Here is a 16,941-nt window from a genome sequence, read left to right as displayed (position 1 = left end):
TCCCACAGATAAATCCCCTCGCCACAACTAACGGCCAGACGTTACCGAACCCCGGTCGAACGCAGCGCCGCCGGCGTGTAGTCGGCTGCTCGGGCTTCGAAGCCGTACTCGTAGCTGTGTTTCTCTTCGTTCTTCATGCCCAGTGCGATGTAGCGACCGGCAATGATGTCGTAGAGCGCCTCGAGGGTGTAGCCCGGGTTCTGATGGTCGTAGTAGAACTGGGCATGACCTTCGGCCACACGCCACAGTTGACCGCGACCGTCGTAGTGGTCCACCAGCGCCGCCTGCCAGCTGTCCTCGTCGAAGTACATGTGGCGCTTGGCATAGATGTGCCGCTCGCTCGGCTTGACCGTGCCGACCACTTCCCAGACCCGGTGCAACTCATAGCGGGTCAGGTCCTGGTTGATGTGGCCGGCCTTGATCACATCGTCGTACTTGAGGCTTGGTGAATCGAGCTTGTAGCTGTTGTACGGGATGTACATTTCCTTCTTGCCGATCAGCTTCCAGTCGTAACGGTCCGGCGCGCCGGAAAACAGGTCGAAGTTGTCGGAGGTGCGCAACCCGTCCGCGGCGGTGCCCGGGCCGTCGTAGGCCACTTGCGGGGCGCGACGCACCCGGCGTTGGCCGGCGTTGTAGATCCAGGCCAGGCGTGGCTCCTTCACCTGGTCGAGGGTTTCATGCACCAACAGCACGTTGCCGGCCAGGCGCGCCGGTGCGGTGACCTCCTGTTTGAAATAGGTCAGCACGTTGCTGGCCTTTTCCGGGTCGGCGTCCTTGATCAGGGCCGGCACAGCGGCCTCTTCTTCGAAACGGATCGACGTGAAGCTGCCGTTGGTTTGCGGGGTGGCCTGGGTGATGATGCGTCGCAGGTTGCCACCGTGATAACGGGTGATGTGATTCCAGATGACCTCTACACCGTTCTTGGGGATCGGAAACGCGTAGTAGCGGTTGCCGGTGAAATTGGCCAAGCCGTTACCGTCGTTGATGGCGTTCACGTTGAGGGCGCTGCGCTTGGCCGATTCGTAGATTTCCGGCGGCAGGCCGACGCTTCGGTGGGTCGGGTAGACCGGGATCTTGTAGGTCTCTGGGTACCGCTTGAACATCGCGACCTGGCCTTCGGACAGCTTGTCCTTGTACTTGTCCACGGTCGCGGCGGTGATGGTGAACAGCGGTTTTTCATTGGCGAACGGGTCGGCCAAAAAGCCCTTGCTGTCCACGGCACCGGCGTTTTTCGGAATGCCGCCGGTCCAGGCCGGAATCGAGCCATCGGCATTGCCGGCTTTTTCCGCGCCCAACGGCGTAAGGCTGGTACCCAGTTTATTCGCTTCATCGGGCGAGACCGCCGCCATCACGTTCGCGGCCAGCAGGCTCAGGGCCAGGGCACCGCATTGCAGGATCATCTTGCGCATTGGGTTTTCCTTGTCAGCCAGATCAGAAGTTCACGCCGAAGCTCAGCGCGAGGAAGTCGCGGTCTTCGAGAACGTTGTAATCGCCGCCAAAAAAGTCGGTGTAGCTCAAGCTGGCGGTGTAGGTGTTGCGGTAATCGGCATCGACACCAACGCTGACAGCCTTGGCGCCTTCGTTGAACAGACCGTTGGGGCCATATCCGGCCACGTCATGGGACCAGGACACGTTGGGCTTGAAGTTCACCCCGCCGATCACGTTGGAGTAATCGAGGATCGCCCGGGCGCGATAACCCCAGGATGTCGAAGTGACGAAGCCATCGGTGTCACCCCGGAAGCCATACTGGCCATAGACCGAATCACGGCCATAACGCAGCTTGTCCTTGGACTCCAGGCCACCGACGTGCACCGCCGCCGCCTCGCCCACCAGCGTCAGTCGATCGGCACCCAGCACCTGGTCGAAGAAGTGCGTCATGGTGCTCTGGATCTGGGTGACTTCCTTGCGCCGGTAACCGGTATTGTCCGCCCCCGGAGTGGTGGCGATGGGCGACGCGGCGCCGCCGGCAATCGGGTTGACCAAGGCCAGGGTCAGGTCGTTGGTATTGAGCTGCACCGGCGCATTGGGGCGGTAGCTGATCTCGCCGGTCCATGCAGTACCGGTGGGCAGCGTGGTGGAGAAACTGGCACCGTACAGGCGAATGTCTTCGGGGTATTCAAGGTAATACTGGCCGCGCCCCAGCATGACGCTTTGTGCCAGGCCGCTGCCGCTGCCTGGGGCCAGAACGTTGGCAATCGAGACCATTCCCGGCAAGGCGGCCAGCGTAGAGGAACCTGCCGTGATGGTGCCCACAGTAGGCGTACGGCTGTGGTAATTCATGAAGTACAGGCCGTACTCGGTATCATCGCCGAGCCAGCGCAACGCGGTACCCCACTGGCCGGAGTCACGGGCATCACGGTCGCCACTACGGGGAATGACCACGCCTTCGCTGGACACCTGGATGCCCTGGCCGAATGCCTCGGTCAATGGCACGAACGGCGCAATCGCCGGGCTGCCCACGGTGTAGCCACGGGTGCAACCATCGGCCACCACATCGTTGCCGAAGAACGTACCGCAGTTATCGACGACGGTCTGGTCCCATTCCAACTGGTAGAAACCTTCGATGGTGAGCTTGTCGGTCAGGCCCTGGGAGGCGAACAGCATGTTCACCGGGATCAGGCCTTCCTTGATCTCCGCACCGGGACGACGGAACGCCGACACGTCCACCGGGTTGATGCTGTTGATGGAGTTGCCGATGAAGGTACTTTCCCCCCAACTGACCACTTGCTTGCCAGCGCGCACGGTGCCCGGCAAATCAGCGATGGAATAGTTGTGATAGACGAAGGCATCGAGAATCTGCGCCCCTGAGGACTTGGCGCCTTCCTTGCGGTTGCTGTCGCTGATGTCCTTGAACTCGCGACCCTCATCCTTGAGCTCGAAGTCATACCAGTACTTGCCGCGCACGAACACACCGGTATCGCCGTACTTGAGTTCGAGGTCGTGCAGGCCTTTGAAGATTTTGGAAAAGGTCTCGCCTTTCTTGAAATTCAGCCGCCCATCATCACCGGTGGAGGACTGGCCCCGGCCGCCGTTGACCGTGCCGACCAGGTCCTTGTCGGCATCGCGCATGCCCCAGCTTGCGCCCACGGACAGCGACGAGTCGAACTGCCCCTCGATCTCGCCAATGTTGAATGAAACGGCCTGCGCCTGGGCACAGCAACCCAAGGCCACCGCGACGGCCAGCGCCTGCGGCTTGAAGATGGCGCGCATTGTTATTGTTGTCATGCGTCTTCCCCGGTGAGTGACAGAGGCTTCACCCTACTGCCGCACGCCATGGGCGATAAGCGCACCAAGGAGGTATTCGCGCTGTACCTAAAAAGGATTACAGCCCTTGCACCGCGGGCCTTTGCGCCGTGCATGGATGGTCTGGATGATGGGTCATCAGCGCCGCGCATATTCATACCGGGCCCGCGACTGTTACGCGCCCTGCAACGGTGCATGTCCGGAACCGGGCTGTTTCCCACCGGGCTCGATGCCTATGCTGGCCGTGCTTGCAGAGCAACGGGCCTGCCAGCACAAGTCGTCATGGCATCCCTCATGCCTGGCGCACCGTCATTCGGATGGATTGGCGCATCGGTCCATCATCCCGTGTGTAACGACGTTGATTTGTAGCTCCTTTGCAACGTCATGTTTAGGCCGCTGCTTTTTTGCAGCGGCCTTTTTTATGCGCAGCCTGGCAGGCACTCCCGAAGGCATAGCGCCGCTCGTTGAAGAGATGCGTTGGTATCGGGGGAAGATTGAAGGCGGTATGCGTCAGGCGAGGCGAGGAATACCTCGAAGAAACGTGCCGTACCGTTAGCAACGGTTGACGTGATCCTCGTGGCGAGGGAGCTTGCTCCCGCTTGAGCGCGCAGCGCTCACCAAAAAGGGGCCGCTACGCAGCCCAGCGGGAGCAAGCTCCCTCGCCACGGGTTCACCTCGGCCATGAAACCTCAAATGGACGAGGCAGAACCTTAAACAGCGTAGCGTTGCAGATTCGCCATCATTTCCCTCAACGCTTCCAAGTTGTCATTCGGATGCACCGCATCCTCGAAATCACAGATCTGCTGCCAATGAGCGGCGACGTCTTCGGGCGAGAAACCTTTGCGCGGGTCGAAGCCGGCCCCCAGGCTGCGCTCCCAGCGCACCTTGCCCATCCAGCCGCCGCCCACTTCGAACAGGCCGGAGGTTTCCTGGCAGGCTTCACTGGCCAGGTACACCACCAACGGGCTGACGAGTTCGGGCTTGAGTTGCTCGAATACCTGCGGCGGGATCAGGCCTTCGGTCATGCGGGTGCCGCCGGTGGGGGCGATGGCATTGACCAGGATATTGTTCTTGCGCCCTTCGATGGCCAGGGTCCGCGTCAGGCCATAAAGACCGAGCTTGGCCATGCCGTAGTTGGATTGGCCGAAGTTGCCATAGATGCCGGAGGTGGAAGCGGTGAAGATCACCCGCCCATAGTTTTGCTCACGCAGGTGCGGCCACGCGGCGCGGGTCACCTTGTAGGCACCTTCGACGTGGACGCGGTAGACCAGGTCCCAATCGGCGTCGTCCATTTTGTGGAATGTCTTGTCCCGCAGGATCCCGGCGTTGTTGACCACCACATCGACGCGGCCGAACACGTCGAGCGCATTTTGTACCAGCTTGTCGCCATCGGTCACCGAGTCGTGGTTGGCCTCGGCGATGCCCCCCGCCTCGCGGATTTCGGCGACCACCCGGTCTGCTGCCGAGGCGTTGGCCCCTTCCCCTTGAGCCGAACCCCCCAGGTCGTTGACCAGCACTTTCGCGCCTTGTTTGGCGAACAGCAGCGCATGGGCGCGTCCCAGACCTCCGCCGGCTCCCGTGACGATCACGACTTTATCTTCGAAGCGCACAGACTCACTCATGGCAGAACTCCAGCAGGCGGACAGGACAATGGGCACGAGTGTCCGGCACAAGTCGGCCGGTCACAATCAACACGATTACAAGTGAATGTTGGCCGATAAGGCGGGGGGATGATGCAGGCCCAGGCCAGGGCGGCACATTCGATTTTCCTGCTGGTAGAGGCACCGCTATCGCGAGCAGGCTCGCTCCCACAGGGGGATTTTTGTCGCCCACAAACTCTGTATTCACAATCGATATCTACTGTGGGAGCGAGCTTGCTCGCGATAGCGGTCTTTCAGTCAGGATAGATGTTGGATGTGCTGGCGCCATCGCGAGCAAGCTCACTCCCACAAGGTATCGTCAGGAACAGGCCATTTGTCGGCGCGGCGCGGCGATGGCTTCACGAAACGCCAGGTAATGCTTGAGCACCTGCACGGGTGCCTCGGTGTGCGGGTAATGACCGATGTCGGGCAACAACACCGTGTCCGGGTTCGGGACCAGGGCCTCGTAGCGCGCCACCATGTGTTCACCGGAAATCGGGTCGACCGCGCCGTCAATCACCCGCAAAGGCACGTCGCCGCGCTGCATCGCCTGTACCCAGCGATCGCGCTGCACACAGCGCTCGGGAATATAGCTGATGAGTTTGTGCATGATCCGCGGACCGCGATGGGCGTCTACCAGGCTCCAGAAATCATCCAGCTCGCTTTCAGTGGGGCAGGTCCGGGGGCCGAAAATCTGCCTAAAACTGCTGACCAGGCTTTCCCGGGAGAACGCCCGCCCCAACAGCCAACCCAAGGGGCTGAGCAACAGTTTCTGGGCCCAGACCGGACGGTGGGTTTCCGGGAACAGGCCACCATTGAGAAAGACACAACTGGCGAGGTGGATGCGCGCTTCGTAATGCCGCGCCAGCAGTTCCTGGGCCACGCTGTCACCGTAGTCGTGGGCCAGCACATGCAGCGCGCCCCTCACATTCAGGTGCGCCAGTAGGGCCTGTTGCAGATCGGCCTGCTCCAGCAGGCTGTAGACGTGATCTGTTGGTTTGGCGGAGTCGCCGAAACCGAGCATGTCGCAAGCGATGACCCGGTAGCGTTGCGCCAACGGTTGCCAAAGGTAATGCCAGTCCCAACTGGCGGTGGGGAAACCGTGGATCAGCAGCAGCGGCTCGCCCTGGCCGGCCACCCAGTAACGGATGGCATGACCACGGAACATGAAGATCTGGCTGCGCTGGCGCCAGATACGCAGGGGAATCTGGGCCAGGGGCATCAGCTTCTATACCCGCCGTCTTGTTGGTCGAGCTTGCGCAACAACGCCGGCCAGGCCAACGCGCCGCCCATGCCCTGGGCGCTTTTGCTCACCCCGGCGATCATCGCCCGGGCGCCAGCCAGGATCTGCGGCTCGATGGCAATCAGTTCGGCCCCGCCGCTCTGCGCCAGGACCTGGATGTCACAGGCCCGCTGAAAGGTGAACATCATCAGGAAGGTATCGGCGATGGTCCCGCCGCAGGTCAGCAAGCCATGGTTGTGCAGCATCAGGAAGTTGCTCTCGCCCAGGTCCGCCTGCAAGCGAGCCTTTTCTTCGTGATTCAAGGCCACCCCTTCGTAGGCGTGATAGGCCAGGCTCGACAGCACGAACAGCGATTGCTGGCTGATCGGCAGCACCCCCTGCTTCTGGGCCGATACCGCCACGCCAGCAGCGGTGTGGGTGTGCAGCACACAGGCCACATCATGGCGCACCTCATGCACCGCGCTGTGGATGGTGTAGCCGGCCGGGTTGATCTCGTAGGGGCTGTCCATCAACTTGTTGCCGGCCTGATCGACCTTGACCAGGCTCGAGGCGGTGATTTCATGGAACATCATCCCGAACGGGTTGATCAGAAAATCCTCGGTACCGGGAACCTTTGCGGAAATGTGAGTGAAGATCAGGTCATCCCAACCCTGCAGCGCGACAAGCCGATAACAGGCGGCAAGGTCCACCCGGGTTTGCCATTCGGCCGCACTGACCTGATCCTTGATGCTGAGTGTCGTTTGGATGGGCGCTACGCTCACGGCTGTGACCTCTGGTTTCTTGTTATATGTCTCGTTCGAAACGTCGTACGCAAGAAATTCAGTCTAGTCAGCTCTTTCAGAGGCGGTAGTTGCATTGGCAGCCAGCTTACTGGCCGAACGAGTCAGCGCCTGCGCTTCAAGGGCGCAACGTGTCGATCAACTCAGCGAGCCATGGCTCGGCATCGGTTTCCGGCGTGACGCTTTCGCTGGCATCCAGACGCAGCATCGGCAGCACCTCGCGTACACCCAGTTCGGCGAACAGCTCGCCCATCTGCTCGCCGCCGGCGCAGAAAGTATCCCCATAGCTGGCGTCGCCCAGGCCGATCACCGCGCCAGGCAAACCACGAAAGAACCCGGGCAACTGGTCGCGGATGACCGAATACAACGGCATCAAATTGTCCGGCAACTCACCCATGCCGGTCGTGGAAGTCACTGCCAGCACGACCTCTGGTGCGAATGCCTGCACATCCGCCAGGGTCGCACGAGGGTCGTGCCAGGTTTCAAAGCCTGCCTCGCGAAGCAGTTTGGCGGCGTGCCGGGCGACTTCTTCGGCGGTGCCATAGACCGAGCCGGAAAGAATGGCGACTTTCATCAATCTGATCCTGAACCTGAAAAAAGAGCCGGGATAGTAACAGTTGCACCTGCCAGGCTGCGAATGGCTCTCAACGGCAGCAATGGCCAGTGGACAGCTTGTCGATTTCTTCTAAAATGCGGCTTCAACAAGGATGTGCAAAAGGGCTCTTCCAATGATCAACGCTCAACTGATGCAGCTGGTCATCAATGCTTCCAACGACGGGATTGTCATCGCTGAAAAAGAAGGCGAAGACAATATTCTGATCTATGTGAACCCGGCCTTCGAACGCTTGACCGGCTATAACCGCGATGAAATTCTTTACCAGGATTGCCGCTTCCTGCAGTCGGGTGATCGGGACCAACCGTCCCTGGAACCGATTCGCAAGGCCTTGCGAGAGAGCGGCGCCTGTCGTGAGGTGCTGCGCAACTACCGCAAGGACGGCACGCCGTTCTGGAACGAGTTGTCATTGTCCACGGTAAAAAACCAGGCTGACGGGCATACCTATTTCGTCGGTGTGCAAAAAGACGTCACGACCCAGGTCAAGGCTCAACAACGCGTCGCCCAGCTGGAAAAGGAGCTGGCCGAAGCCCGGGAAACGATTGCTCGGCTCGAAGCGACGAACGGTGCAAACAAAACCACGAATTAATGGTCAGTCACTACAATCACCAGTGAAAATGTAAATCATCATTTCGAGCCGATCATGCAGCGCGATGCCCTTCTGACGCAGGATGAACTGGATTTCATCCGGACCATGCAACACAACCCGCAGTTGAACGAGCGGGATGTCACGTCGAGCTTGCTGGTCAACGGTGGGTCGCAGATCCGTGACTTGCTGACACGTCTGGCGGCAAATGAGCAGGTTACGTTGCAAGCCAATTTCGAAAACCAGCAAATGACCTTTCCGCTGCATCTGGTGGAAGACGAATTCCATGCGATGCACCTGCGCCTGGGGGTGCCGAGCATCTACGAGGACGGACCGAAGATACGCCCATGGCGCCTGACGCTCGAAGAGCCGGTGGCGCTGGAAAATATCAAGGGCCAGCCAGGACCGCTGTGGGTCCACGAAGTCTCCTGCAAAGGCGTATTGCTGGAGAACCGCAGCCGTACCAAGCCGCCGAAGCAGTTTGCCTTGTGGTTCAGCCCGTCAGGCTACGAGCGGATTTCGTTGCGGGGCGTCTTCGAACGGGAAACCGCTCGCGGTCTGTTTGCCTACCACCTGAGCCAGAATGACCAGGACGAGACGGAGCGCCTGCGCCAGTACATCCTGCAGCAACATCGCCTGACCCATCCGACCATGCACCTCTAGTGTCCTGTTTCGCAAATACAGGACACTCCATTCAGGTATCCAGGTTGCCCGCCAGGAATTGACGCAAGCGCTGGCGCATGACTGTCCCCTCACTCCCCAGACAACCGATCGACGATCCAACCAGGCCCTCCTGTGCCAGATCGGATGCATCACCGGCTAGCATCAACGGACAATCCAGGCTCATCGCCAACTTGCCCAGGCGCTTGGGCAAGTCTGGAGCCGGCGCATGATTGGAAACCAGCACCAATGCCATTGGCTGAATCTTCTGGCACACCAGGGCCAGTTCCTCGAACGGCAGGCCGATCGACAGCGCCCTGACGCCCACGTCCGCCTTGGACAGGAACAGCGCCGTGACCAGCAACTCCAATTCACGGCACTGGCCGGCGATGGCACAGACCAGGACACGCGGCGACTGACCTTCGCGCTTGAGCAAAAGTCGCTGGATGATGCGCGAACGCAGGAACCCATCCAAAAACACCCATTCACTGATTTGCCCGAACTCTGGCTGGCGATGCAGCATTTCTCGCCAAAGCGGCATCAGGATGTCCTGGAAGACGATCGGCACGCTGTAAGTGGAAAAGACCTGTCCGTAGACGCGATCCAGTTCCACATCGTCAAAGTTGCCTACCGCGTCCGCCACCTGTTGCTGCCACCGGGCGTGATCGGCCTTGACCAGATCCGATGAAATCAGCGTGGAGACCGGTTGCACCGACTCGGTCTTGGCCAGGATCTTACCCACTTTGCTCACGGCCACGCCGCGCTCGATCCAGGCCAGGATGCTGCGGACCTTTTCGATGTCGCTCAACGAGTACAGGCGATGCCCGCTTTCGGTGCGGGTGGGTTGGATCAAACCGTAGCGTCGCTCCCATGCGCGCAGGGTCACGGGATTCACGCCGGTCATGCGCGCGACTTCGCGAATGGGGAACAAGTCTTCCCGTTTTAAGGCACTTGATGCCTTGAAAACAAAGCCATCCCCTGTGATCACACTCATTTTGGCAGACAATTCCGGCTGGCAAATTGGATCCCAGTTTCCTCCTCCAAGACACGTCATGACAAGAACAAACGTATTCGATTTGCGATTTTGTTGTTTTACGCACAATCAGGAATAATCCTTGCCTGTTTTTTGGCGACCAGACGCAACCCACCACCCCGGGGCGTCCCCAGCGAACCTCCTACCCGGAGTGCCGCGCCTGTCTTACGGAGATACATAATGTCTACCTCACCCGTCACCTTGATGGTTGCCCGCCGCGTCGCCAACGGACGTTATCAGGACCTGATCGCCTGGTTGCGCGAAGGCGAACAACTGGCCACCGACTTTCCTGGCTACCTGGGTTCCGGCGTGCTCGCTCCACCGCCCCAGGACGATGAATTCCAGATCATCTTCCGTTTTGCCGACGAGCAGACCCTGCACGCCTGGGAACACTCGGCCTCCCGCACCGCCTGGCTGGGACGCGGCAGCGATCTGTTTGCCCATCCCTCCGAACACCGGGTGCGTGGCATCGATGGCTGGTTCGGCGCGGTCGGCCAGCGTCCGCCACGCTGGAAACAGGCCGTGGCCATCTGGCTGGCGTTTTTTCCCGTCTCGCTGTTGTTCAATTTCCTGCTGGGGCCGCTGCTGGGCGAACTGGGCCTGTTGAGCCGCGTGTTCATCAGCACGCTGATCCTGACACCACTGATGGTCTACCTGTTTATCCCGATGTCGACCCATCTGCTGGCGAACTGGCTCAACGGCGCGCCGTCGAGGACGTTGCCGGCTACGCAGCATCATTGATGTCGCCCGCCTCGGCATTGATCCCTGTGGCTGCCCCGAATTCATGGACGACAAAAAACCTGTGGGAGCGAGCTTGCTCGCGATAGCGTCAGGTCGGCCAACATTGATGTTGACTGATACACCGCCATCGCGAGCAAGCTCGCTCCCACAGGGGAACTCTGGATTCACCTTTGTACATAGGAGGCGCCCCGCGTCGCTGTTATAGTTTTGCTCTTGCCGTGAACCGAGCCGTCCTATGTCCAGCGCCACCGTCCCGATCCTGATCACTGGCGCAGCCCAGCGCGTCGGGCTGCATTGCGCCCGGCGATTGCTGGAAGGCGGGCAACCGGTGATCGCGACCTACCGAACCGAACGTCCTGGCGTGCAGATGCTGCGGGACCTGGGCGCGGTCATGCTGTTTGCCGACTTCTCCAGCGAAGCGGGGATTCTGGCCTTTATCGAACAACTCAAGCAGCACACCGACCGGCTGCGGGCCATCGTGCACAACGCCTCGGCCTGGCTGGCCGAAGACCCGGGCAACGAAGCCGCGGCCTTCAACGCCATGTTCGGCGTGCACATGCTTGCGCCTTACCTGATCAACCTGCACTGCGCCGAGCTGCTGCAGCGTTCAACCCCGGCGGATATCGTGCACATCAGCGATGATGTGACCCGCAAGGGCAGCACCCGGCATATCGCCTATTGCGCCACCAAGGCCGGCCTGGAAAGCCTGACCCTGTCGTTCGCGGCGAAGTTCGCCCCGGCGATCAAGGTCAACGGCATCGCCCCGGCCCTGCTACTGTTCAACCCCGAGGACGACGCGGCTTACCGCGCCAAGGCCCTGGCCAAGTCCGCGCTGGGCATCGAACCCGGCAGCGAAGTGATCTACCAGAGCCTGCGTTATCTGCTGGACAACCCTTATGTCACCGGCACGACCCTGACCGTCAACGGCGGGCGGCACGTCAAATAGCCTTGTTTCGAGGATGCACCATGACGCTATCCCTGCCCCAGAACTACCGCGAGATCCTTATAGGCCTGGGGGAAAACCCTGAGCGCGAGGGTCTGCTCGATACCCCGGTGCGTGCCGCCAAGGCCATGCAGTACCTTTGCCATGGCTATGAACAAAGCGTCGAGCAGATCGTCAACGGCGCGCTGTTCGCCTCTGACAGCGATGAAATGGTGATCGTCGCCGACATCGAACTCTATTCACTCTGCGAACATCACCTGTTGCCCTTCATCGGCAAGGCCCATGTGGCTTATATTCCTACGGGCAAGGTCCTGGGGCTGTCGAAAATCGCCCGACTGGTGGACATGTTCGCCCGTCGCCTGCAGATCCAGGAGAGCCTGACCCGGCAAATCGCCGACGCGGTGCAGCAGGTCACCCAGGCCGCTGGCGTGGCGGTGGTGATCGAGGCCCAGCACATGTGCATGATGATGCGCGGTGTCGAAAAACAGAACTCGACCATGAACACCTCGGTGATGCTCGGCGCCTTTCGCGATTCCAGCACCACGCGCCAGGAGTTCCTGCAATTGATTCGACGGAGCAAGTAAATGCCACAACTTCAGCCAGCCATGGCACGCATCAAGGTCAAGGACCTGCGCTTGCGGACCTTCATCGGCATCAACGAAGATGAAATCCTCAACAAGCAGGATGTGTTGATCAACCTGACCATCCTTTACGCAGCCCAGGAGGCGGTGCGCGACAACGACATCGACCACGCGTTGAACTACCGCACCATCACCAAGGCGATCATCGCCCACGTGGAAGGCAACCGCTTCGCCCTGCTCGAACGCCTGACCCAGGAATTGCTCGACCTGGTCATGGCCAACGAATCGGTGCTGTACGCCGAAGTCGAAGTCGACAAGCCCCACGCCTTGCGATTTGCCGAGTCGGTGTCGATTACCCTTGCGGCAAGTCGGGCTACTTCATAGCAGCTACAAGCCTCAAGCTGTAAGCTTCAAGCCTGAATGAAGACCGCACATCAACTTGCAGCTTGAAGCTTGCCCCTTGAAGCTGCCCCCCAGAGACCACCATGAACGACCAACAACGCCTCGAGCTCGAAGCCGCCGCTTTCCGTCGGCTGGTTGCCCACCTGGACAGCCGCAAGGATGTGCAGAACATCGATCTGATGAACCTCGCCGGCTTCTGCCGCAACTGCCTGTCCAAGTGGTACAAGGCCGCCGCCGATGAACGCCAGGTCGAGGTCAGCCTCGACGACGCCCGCGAAGTGGTCTACGGCATGCCGTACGCCGAATGGAAAGCCCAATACCAGAAAGAAGCCAGCGCCGAACAACAGGCGGCCTTCGCCAAAGGAAAACCCGATGCCTGATCTCAATACCCTGCGTACCCGCCTCAAGAGTGGCGAACATGCCTTCGCCGACACCCTGGCCTTTATCGCCGCCGGCTACGACTACCAGCCTCAGGCCTTCAACAACGGTGGCGTAGAAAACGCCGCCGGGCAGAACGAAGGCTCTTGCAAGACCCTGGGCCTGGCGCTGCTCGAAGGCTTGAGCGACGAAGAAGCCTTGCTGGCGTTCGGCGAACATTACCGCTCGGTGTTGGCAACGCCCGAAGGCAGCGATCACGGCAATATCCGCGCGCTAATGGCCCACGGGTTGGCCGGCGTGACGTTCGAGGCACAGCCGCTGCAACGGCGCTGATCTGAGCCCCGCTTTTGTGGTGAGGGGATTTATCTGTGGGAGCATGGCTTGCCCGCGATGGCCACGCCGAGGTTTAACAGCCGAACCGCGTTATCGTTCATCGCGGGCAAGCCCTCCCATAAGTCTTAGCCCCACAGATAGATACCCTAGCCACGAGGACCGCGTTCTTCCCATTGAGGGTAGCCGTTCCACATCCCGACTTTTAAGATTGACCCGGCAACTTTATTTCGTTTGCCGGGCCCCTCTGCTCGCGGCTTAGATAACGGAAATTTCTCCATTGTCCGGGCCGTCATCCATGAGCAGCGAAACCATCAGCCAATCGATCTCCATCGTGCATCCCGTCAGCCTCAGCCACGGCAAGAATGCCGAGGTCTGGGACACCGACGGTAAGCGCTACATCGATTTCGTCGGCGGCATCGGTGTGTTGAACCTCGGCCATTGCCATCCGCGCATCGTCGAGGCAATCCGTGAACAGGCCACCCGGCTCACGCACTACGCATTCAATGCCGCCCCCCATACGCCGTACATTGAATTGATGGAGCGCCTGGCGGCGTTTATCCCGCTGGACTACCCGGTCAGCGGCATGCTCACCAACAGCGGCGCCGAAGCGGCGGAGAACGCCTTGAAGATCGTACGCGGCGCCACGGGCCGTACCGCCGTGATTGCGTTCGATGGTGCCTTTCACGGTCGCACCCTGGCGACCCTCAACCTCAACGGCAAGGTCGCGCCTTACAAGCAGAAAGTCGGCGTACTGCCCGGGCCGGTGTATCACCTGCCGTACCCCAGCAAGGACAACGGCATCACCGGCGAAGAAGCTTTGAAGGCCATGGAGCGGCTGTTCAGCGTCGAGATCGACGTGAATGACGTGGCCTGTTTCATTGTCGAGCCGGTGCAGGGCGAAGCCGGCTTCCTGGCGATGGATGCGCCCTTCGCCCAGGCCCTGCGGCAGTTCTGCGACGACAAGGGCATTGTGCTGATCATCGATGAGATCCAGTCCGGCTTCGGCCGCACCGGCCAGCGATTTGCCTTCTCGCGGCTAGGCATCGAGCCTGACTTGGTCCTGCTCGGTAAAAGTATTGCCGGCGGCGTGCCCTTGGGCGCGGTGGTGGGACGCAAGGCGCTGCTGGACAACCTGCCCAAGGGCGGCCTGGGCGGCACCTACTCGGGCAACCCCATCGCCTGCGCCGCCGCCCTGGCGACCCTGGCTGAAATGACCGATGCCAACCTGCACGCCTGGGGCTCGCAACAGGAGGAGGCGATCGTCAGCCGCTACCAATCCTGGCGCAACCGTGGGCTGACGCCCTACCTGGGTCGCCTGACCGGCGTCGGCGCGATGCGCGGCATCGAGCTGACCCACCCCGACGGCACCCCGGCCTCGGCACAACTGACACAACTGCTGGCCCTGGCACGGGAGTCGGGCTTGCTGCTGATGCCCAGCGGAAAATCGCGACACATCATTCGATTGCTGGCGCCATTGACGACCGAGCCGGCAGTGCTGGAAGAGGGTTTGGATATTTTGGAGGCGTGCTTGGCGAAGCTGGCCTGAAATGCACTGTTTCTGACCACACAAAAAACCTGTGGGAGCGAGCTTGCTCGCGATAGCGTCAGGTCAGCCAACCTCGATGTTGACTGATACACCGCCATCGCCAGCAAGCTCGCTCCCACAGGGGGATCACCGACAGAATCCAGGCATGAAAAAACCGGCCGAAGCCGGTTTTTTCATGCCTGGCGGATCAGAACGAAACGTTCTGCAGGCCATCCAGGTAGCGCTCGGTGTCCAGGGCTGCCATGCAACCGGCACCGGCCGAGGTGATCGCCTGGCGGTAGACGTGGTCGGCCACGTCGCCGGCCGCGAAGATACCTTCGACGCTGGTGGCAGTGGCGTTGCCGTCGCGGCCGCCCTTGACCACCAGATAGCCGTCCTTGAGTTCCAGCTGGCCTTCGAACAACGAGGTGTTCGGGGTGTGGCCGATGGCGATGAAGACGCCGTCAACCTTGATCTCGTCGAAGCTGCCGTCGTTGTTCTTCAGGCGGGCACCGGTCACGCCCATGTTGTCGCCCAGCACTTCGTCCAGGGTCGCGTTGAGCTTGAGGATGATCTTGCCTTCGGCGACACGGGCATTGAGCTTGTCGATCAGGATCTTCTCGGCGCGGAAAGTCTCGCGACGGTGGATCAGGGTGACCGTGCTGGCGATGTTGGCCAGGTACAGCGCTTCCTCGACCGCAGTGTTGCCGCCACCGACAACAGCCACGGGCTTGTTGCGATAGAAGAAACCGTCGCAGGTGGCGCAGGCGGAAACACCTTTACCCATGAAGGCTTCTTCCGACGGCAGGCCCAGGTAACGAGCGCTGGCACCGGTCGCGATGATCAAGGCATCGCAGGTGTAGGTCGCGCTGTCGCCGGTCAAGGTGTATGGCTTGGCGGCGAAATCCACGGCATTGATGTGATCGAAAACGATCTCGGTCTCGAAGCGCTCGGCGTGCTCCTTCATGCGTTCCATCAAGGCCGGGCCGGTCAGGCCGTGGACGTCGCCCGGCCAGTTGTCGACTTCGGTGGTGGTGGTCAATTGACCGCCGGCCTGCATGCCGGTGATCAGCAGCGGCTTGAGGTTGGCACGGGCCGCATAAACCGCAGCGCTGTAACCGGCGGGGCCGGAACCGAGAATAATCACTCGCGAATGACGCACTTCAGACATGACCTGCTCCTGTTGACCGGACCTTGCGGGCCGGAACGCCGGGTGAGCGGCGTGAATAAAAAGGACCGTTGACGCACTTGGGGAAGGCTTGGGTTCGACGGTCCTGAAAAAGAATGGGTGCAGCGTATCGAGGGAGCGAAGATTAAGGAAATACGGTTTAACAATCCAGCTCATAGGTGAGCTCTATCCCCCGCGGCCCCTTCGATAGGCGCCTTCGCCTCAAGAAACGTTGTTACACGCCATGTCGCCGCTTTCCCGGGCGTGGCAAAGCCGGTAAGGTCGGCGCGTTCACCTTCGCTCGGAGCCACCTATGCCCGCCCCCGTCCTGTCCGGCCCGCAATATTTGCGAGAGGGCCTCAAGCTGGTCTTGAGCCCGGGCCTGCGCCTGTTCGTACTCTTGCCCCTGGCGATCAACCTGGTGCTGTTCGTCGGATTGATTTACCTGGCCGGCCATCAGTTCAGTCTGTGGGTCGATACGCTGATGCCGTCGCTGCCGGACTGGCTCAGTTTCCTCAGTTATGTCCTCTGGCCGCTGTTCGTGGTACTCGTCGTGCTGATGGTGTTTTTCACCTTCACCATGCTCGCCAACGTCATCGCCGCACCGTTCAACGGCTTTCTCGCGGAAAAAGTCGAAGTGGTCATTCGTGGCACCGACGATTTCCCGGCCTTCAGTTGGGCCGAGTTGATCGCCATGGTCCCGCGGACCCTCGGCCGGGAAGCGCGCAAGCTCGGCTATTTCCTGCCTCGCGCCCTGGGGCTGTTCGTGCTGTCGTTCATCCCCGTGGTCAACCTGGTGGCGGCCCCCCTGTGGCTGCTGTTCGGCGTGTGGATGATGGCGATCCAGTACATCGACTACCCGGCGGACAACCACAAGCTGGGCTGGAACGAAATGCTCGCCTGGCTGCGGGAAAAGCGCTGGCAAAGCCTGGGCTTTGGCGGCAGCGTGTACCTGGTGCTGCTGATCCCGGTGGTCAACATCCTGATGATGCCGGCGGCGGTGGCCGGGGCGACGTTGTTCTGGGTCCGTGAGCAAGGCGCCGAGACCGCGTTGGCCCGCCAGGGCTGAGCCC

General features: G+C 60.8%; 18 protein-coding genes. 10 read left to right on the top strand and 8 right to left on the bottom strand.

Annotated elements, in window-relative coordinates; genetic code table 11:
- Positions 1-41 precede the first annotated feature (41 nt).
- The 6 genes from KI237_RS04995 to KI237_RS04970 all read right to left on the bottom strand — a co-directional run bounded on the left by KI237_RS04995 (position 42) and on the right by KI237_RS04970 (position 7,479).
- Positions 42-1,409 (bottom strand): DUF1329 domain-containing protein, encoded by a 1,368-nt coding sequence (locus KI237_RS04995; RefSeq protein WP_212799041.1) that lies wholly within the window; start codon positions 1,407-1,409, stop codon positions 42-44.
- A 22-nt stretch (positions 1,410-1,431) separates the two neighbouring features.
- Positions 1,432-3,225, bottom strand: coding sequence for a DUF1302 domain-containing protein (locus KI237_RS04990; RefSeq protein WP_212799040.1), 1,794 nt, complete (start codon positions 3,223-3,225; stop codon positions 1,432-1,434).
- A gap of 728 nt (positions 3,226-3,953) precedes the next feature.
- Complete coding sequence (locus KI237_RS04985) at positions 3,954-4,865, bottom strand: SDR family oxidoreductase (RefSeq protein WP_212799039.1); 912 nt, start codon at positions 4,863-4,865, stop codon at positions 3,954-3,956.
- Between the two features lie 337 nt (positions 4,866-5,202).
- Positions 5,203-6,105, bottom strand: coding sequence for an alpha/beta fold hydrolase (locus KI237_RS04980; RefSeq protein ID WP_212799038.1), 903 nt, complete (start codon positions 6,103-6,105; stop codon positions 5,203-5,205).
- Positions 6,105-6,887: a class II aldolase/adducin family protein gene (locus KI237_RS04975; RefSeq protein ID WP_212799037.1), complete on the bottom strand. Its 783-nt coding sequence runs from the start codon at positions 6,885-6,887 to the stop codon at positions 6,105-6,107. Before KI237_RS04975 ends, KI237_RS04980 begins: the two co-directional genes overlap by 1 nt.
- Positions 6,888-7,023: 136 nt before the next feature.
- On the bottom strand, positions 7,024-7,479 hold the full coding sequence (locus KI237_RS04970; RefSeq protein WP_212799036.1) for a flavodoxin: 456 nt from the start codon (positions 7,477-7,479) through the stop codon (positions 7,024-7,026).
- A 154-nt stretch (positions 7,480-7,633) separates the two neighbouring features.
- Between KI237_RS04970 and KI237_RS04965 the strand changes: the two genes are divergently transcribed.
- Positions 7,634-8,107, top strand: a complete 474-nt coding sequence (locus KI237_RS04965; protein WP_212799035.1) for a PAS domain-containing protein — start codon at positions 7,634-7,636, stop codon at positions 8,105-8,107.
- Positions 8,108-8,161: 54 nt separating this feature from the next.
- Complete coding sequence (locus KI237_RS04960; RefSeq protein ID WP_212799034.1) at positions 8,162-8,767, top strand: hypothetical protein; 606 nt, start codon at positions 8,162-8,164, stop codon at positions 8,765-8,767.
- A gap of 31 nt (positions 8,768-8,798) precedes the next feature.
- On the opposite strand, the gene KI237_RS04955 is transcribed toward KI237_RS04960, so the two are convergent.
- Positions 8,799-9,758: a MerR family transcriptional regulator gene (locus KI237_RS04955; protein WP_212799033.1), complete on the bottom strand. Its 960-nt coding sequence runs from the start codon at positions 9,756-9,758 to the stop codon at positions 8,799-8,801.
- A 219-nt stretch (positions 9,759-9,977) separates the two neighbouring features.
- Between KI237_RS04955 and KI237_RS04950 the strand changes: the two genes are divergently transcribed.
- The 7 genes from KI237_RS04950 to KI237_RS04920 all read left to right on the top strand — a co-directional run bounded on the left by KI237_RS04950 (position 9,978) and on the right by KI237_RS04920 (position 14,721).
- On the top strand, positions 9,978-10,538 hold the full coding sequence (locus KI237_RS04950; protein WP_212799032.1) for an antibiotic biosynthesis monooxygenase: 561 nt from the start codon (positions 9,978-9,980) through the stop codon (positions 10,536-10,538).
- Positions 10,539-10,773: 235 nt separating this feature from the next.
- Positions 10,774-11,484 carry a dihydromonapterin reductase gene (gene folM / locus KI237_RS04945; protein WP_212799031.1) on the top strand — a complete coding sequence of 237 codons (711 nt, stop codon included), beginning with the start codon at positions 10,774-10,776 and terminating at the stop codon, positions 11,482-11,484.
- A 20-nt stretch (positions 11,485-11,504) separates the two neighbouring features.
- Positions 11,505-12,065, top strand: coding sequence for a GTP cyclohydrolase I FolE (folE, locus tag KI237_RS04940; protein ID WP_212799030.1), 561 nt, complete (start codon positions 11,505-11,507; stop codon positions 12,063-12,065).
- Positions 12,066-12,446: a dihydroneopterin triphosphate 2'-epimerase gene (folX, locus tag KI237_RS04935; RefSeq protein WP_025211888.1), complete on the top strand. Its 381-nt coding sequence runs from the start codon at positions 12,066-12,068 to the stop codon at positions 12,444-12,446.
- A 101-nt stretch (positions 12,447-12,547) separates the two neighbouring features.
- Positions 12,548-12,844, top strand: coding sequence for a DUF1244 domain-containing protein (locus KI237_RS04930; RefSeq protein ID WP_003205454.1), 297 nt, complete (start codon positions 12,548-12,550; stop codon positions 12,842-12,844).
- Positions 12,837-13,175, top strand: a complete 339-nt coding sequence (locus KI237_RS04925) for a HopJ type III effector protein (RefSeq protein WP_207964417.1) — start codon at positions 12,837-12,839, stop codon at positions 13,173-13,175. Before KI237_RS04930 ends, KI237_RS04925 begins: the two co-directional genes overlap by 8 nt.
- Before the next feature lie 295 nt (positions 13,176-13,470).
- The gene (locus KI237_RS04920; RefSeq protein ID WP_212799029.1) at positions 13,471-14,721 is read left to right on the top strand and encodes a 2-aminoadipate transaminase; all 1,251 of its coding nucleotides are present in this window, start codon (positions 13,471-13,473) and stop codon (positions 14,719-14,721) included.
- 187 nt (positions 14,722-14,908) lie between these two features.
- Here the strand turns inward: KI237_RS04920 and trxB are convergent, their stop codons facing one another.
- Positions 14,909-15,871: a thioredoxin-disulfide reductase gene (trxB, locus tag KI237_RS04915; protein WP_212799028.1), complete on the bottom strand. Its 963-nt coding sequence runs from the start codon at positions 15,869-15,871 to the stop codon at positions 14,909-14,911.
- A 310-nt stretch (positions 15,872-16,181) separates the two neighbouring features.
- Here trxB and cysZ point away from each other — a divergent pair, with 310 nt between their 5' ends.
- A complete protein-coding gene (gene cysZ, locus KI237_RS04910) occupies positions 16,182-16,937 on the top strand; it encodes a sulfate transporter CysZ (protein ID WP_046063556.1) in 756 nt (251 codons plus the stop codon).
- The last annotated feature ends 4 nt before the right edge of the window (positions 16,938-16,941 follow it).

It is taken from the genome of Pseudomonas sp. St316 (genome assembly GCF_018325905.1).
Classification (GTDB): domain Bacteria; phylum Pseudomonadota; class Gammaproteobacteria; order Pseudomonadales; family Pseudomonadaceae; genus Aquipseudomonas.
This window is presented reverse-complemented; position numbering and strand designations above follow the sequence as displayed.

Bases quoted from the DNA above. Each gene is read 5' to 3' on its own strand.
- KI237_RS04995 (WP_212799041.1), bottom strand. From the start codon at position 1,409: ATGCGCAAGATGATCCTGCAATGCGGTGCCCTGGCCCTGAGCCTGCTG.
- KI237_RS04990 (WP_212799040.1), bottom strand. From the start codon at position 3,225: ATGACAACAATAACAATGCGCGCCATCTTCAAGCCGCAGGCGCTGGCC.
- KI237_RS04985 (WP_212799039.1), bottom strand. From the start codon at position 4,865: ATGAGTGAGTCTGTGCGCTTCGAAGATAAAGTCGTGATCGTCACGGGA.
- KI237_RS04980 (WP_212799038.1), bottom strand. From the start codon at position 6,105: ATGCCCCTGGCCCAGATTCCCCTGCGTATCTGGCGCCAGCGCAGCCAG.
- KI237_RS04970 (WP_212799036.1), bottom strand. From the start codon at position 7,479: ATGAAAGTCGCCATTCTTTCCGGCTCGGTCTATGGCACCGCCGAAGAA.
- KI237_RS04965 (WP_212799035.1), top strand. From the start codon at position 7,634: ATGATCAACGCTCAACTGATGCAGCTGGTCATCAATGCTTCCAACGAC.
- KI237_RS04960 (WP_212799034.1), top strand. From the start codon at position 8,162: ATGCAGCGCGATGCCCTTCTGACGCAGGATGAACTGGATTTCATCCGG.
- KI237_RS04955 (WP_212799033.1), bottom strand. From the start codon at position 9,758: ATGAGTGTGATCACAGGGGATGGCTTTGTTTTCAAGGCATCAAGTGCC.
- KI237_RS04950 (WP_212799032.1), top strand. From the start codon at position 9,978: ATGTCTACCTCACCCGTCACCTTGATGGTTGCCCGCCGCGTCGCCAAC.
- folM (WP_212799031.1), top strand. From the start codon at position 10,774: ATGTCCAGCGCCACCGTCCCGATCCTGATCACTGGCGCAGCCCAGCGC.
- folE (WP_212799030.1), top strand. From the start codon at position 11,505: ATGACGCTATCCCTGCCCCAGAACTACCGCGAGATCCTTATAGGCCTG.
- folX (WP_025211888.1), top strand. From the start codon at position 12,066: ATGCCACAACTTCAGCCAGCCATGGCACGCATCAAGGTCAAGGACCTG.
- KI237_RS04930 (WP_003205454.1), top strand. From the start codon at position 12,548: ATGAACGACCAACAACGCCTCGAGCTCGAAGCCGCCGCTTTCCGTCGG.
- KI237_RS04925 (WP_207964417.1), top strand. From the start codon at position 12,837: ATGCCTGATCTCAATACCCTGCGTACCCGCCTCAAGAGTGGCGAACAT.
- KI237_RS04920 (WP_212799029.1), top strand. From the start codon at position 13,471: ATGAGCAGCGAAACCATCAGCCAATCGATCTCCATCGTGCATCCCGTC.
- trxB (WP_212799028.1), bottom strand. From the start codon at position 15,871: ATGTCTGAAGTGCGTCATTCGCGAGTGATTATTCTCGGTTCCGGCCCC.
- cysZ (WP_046063556.1), top strand. From the start codon at position 16,182: ATGCCCGCCCCCGTCCTGTCCGGCCCGCAATATTTGCGAGAGGGCCTC.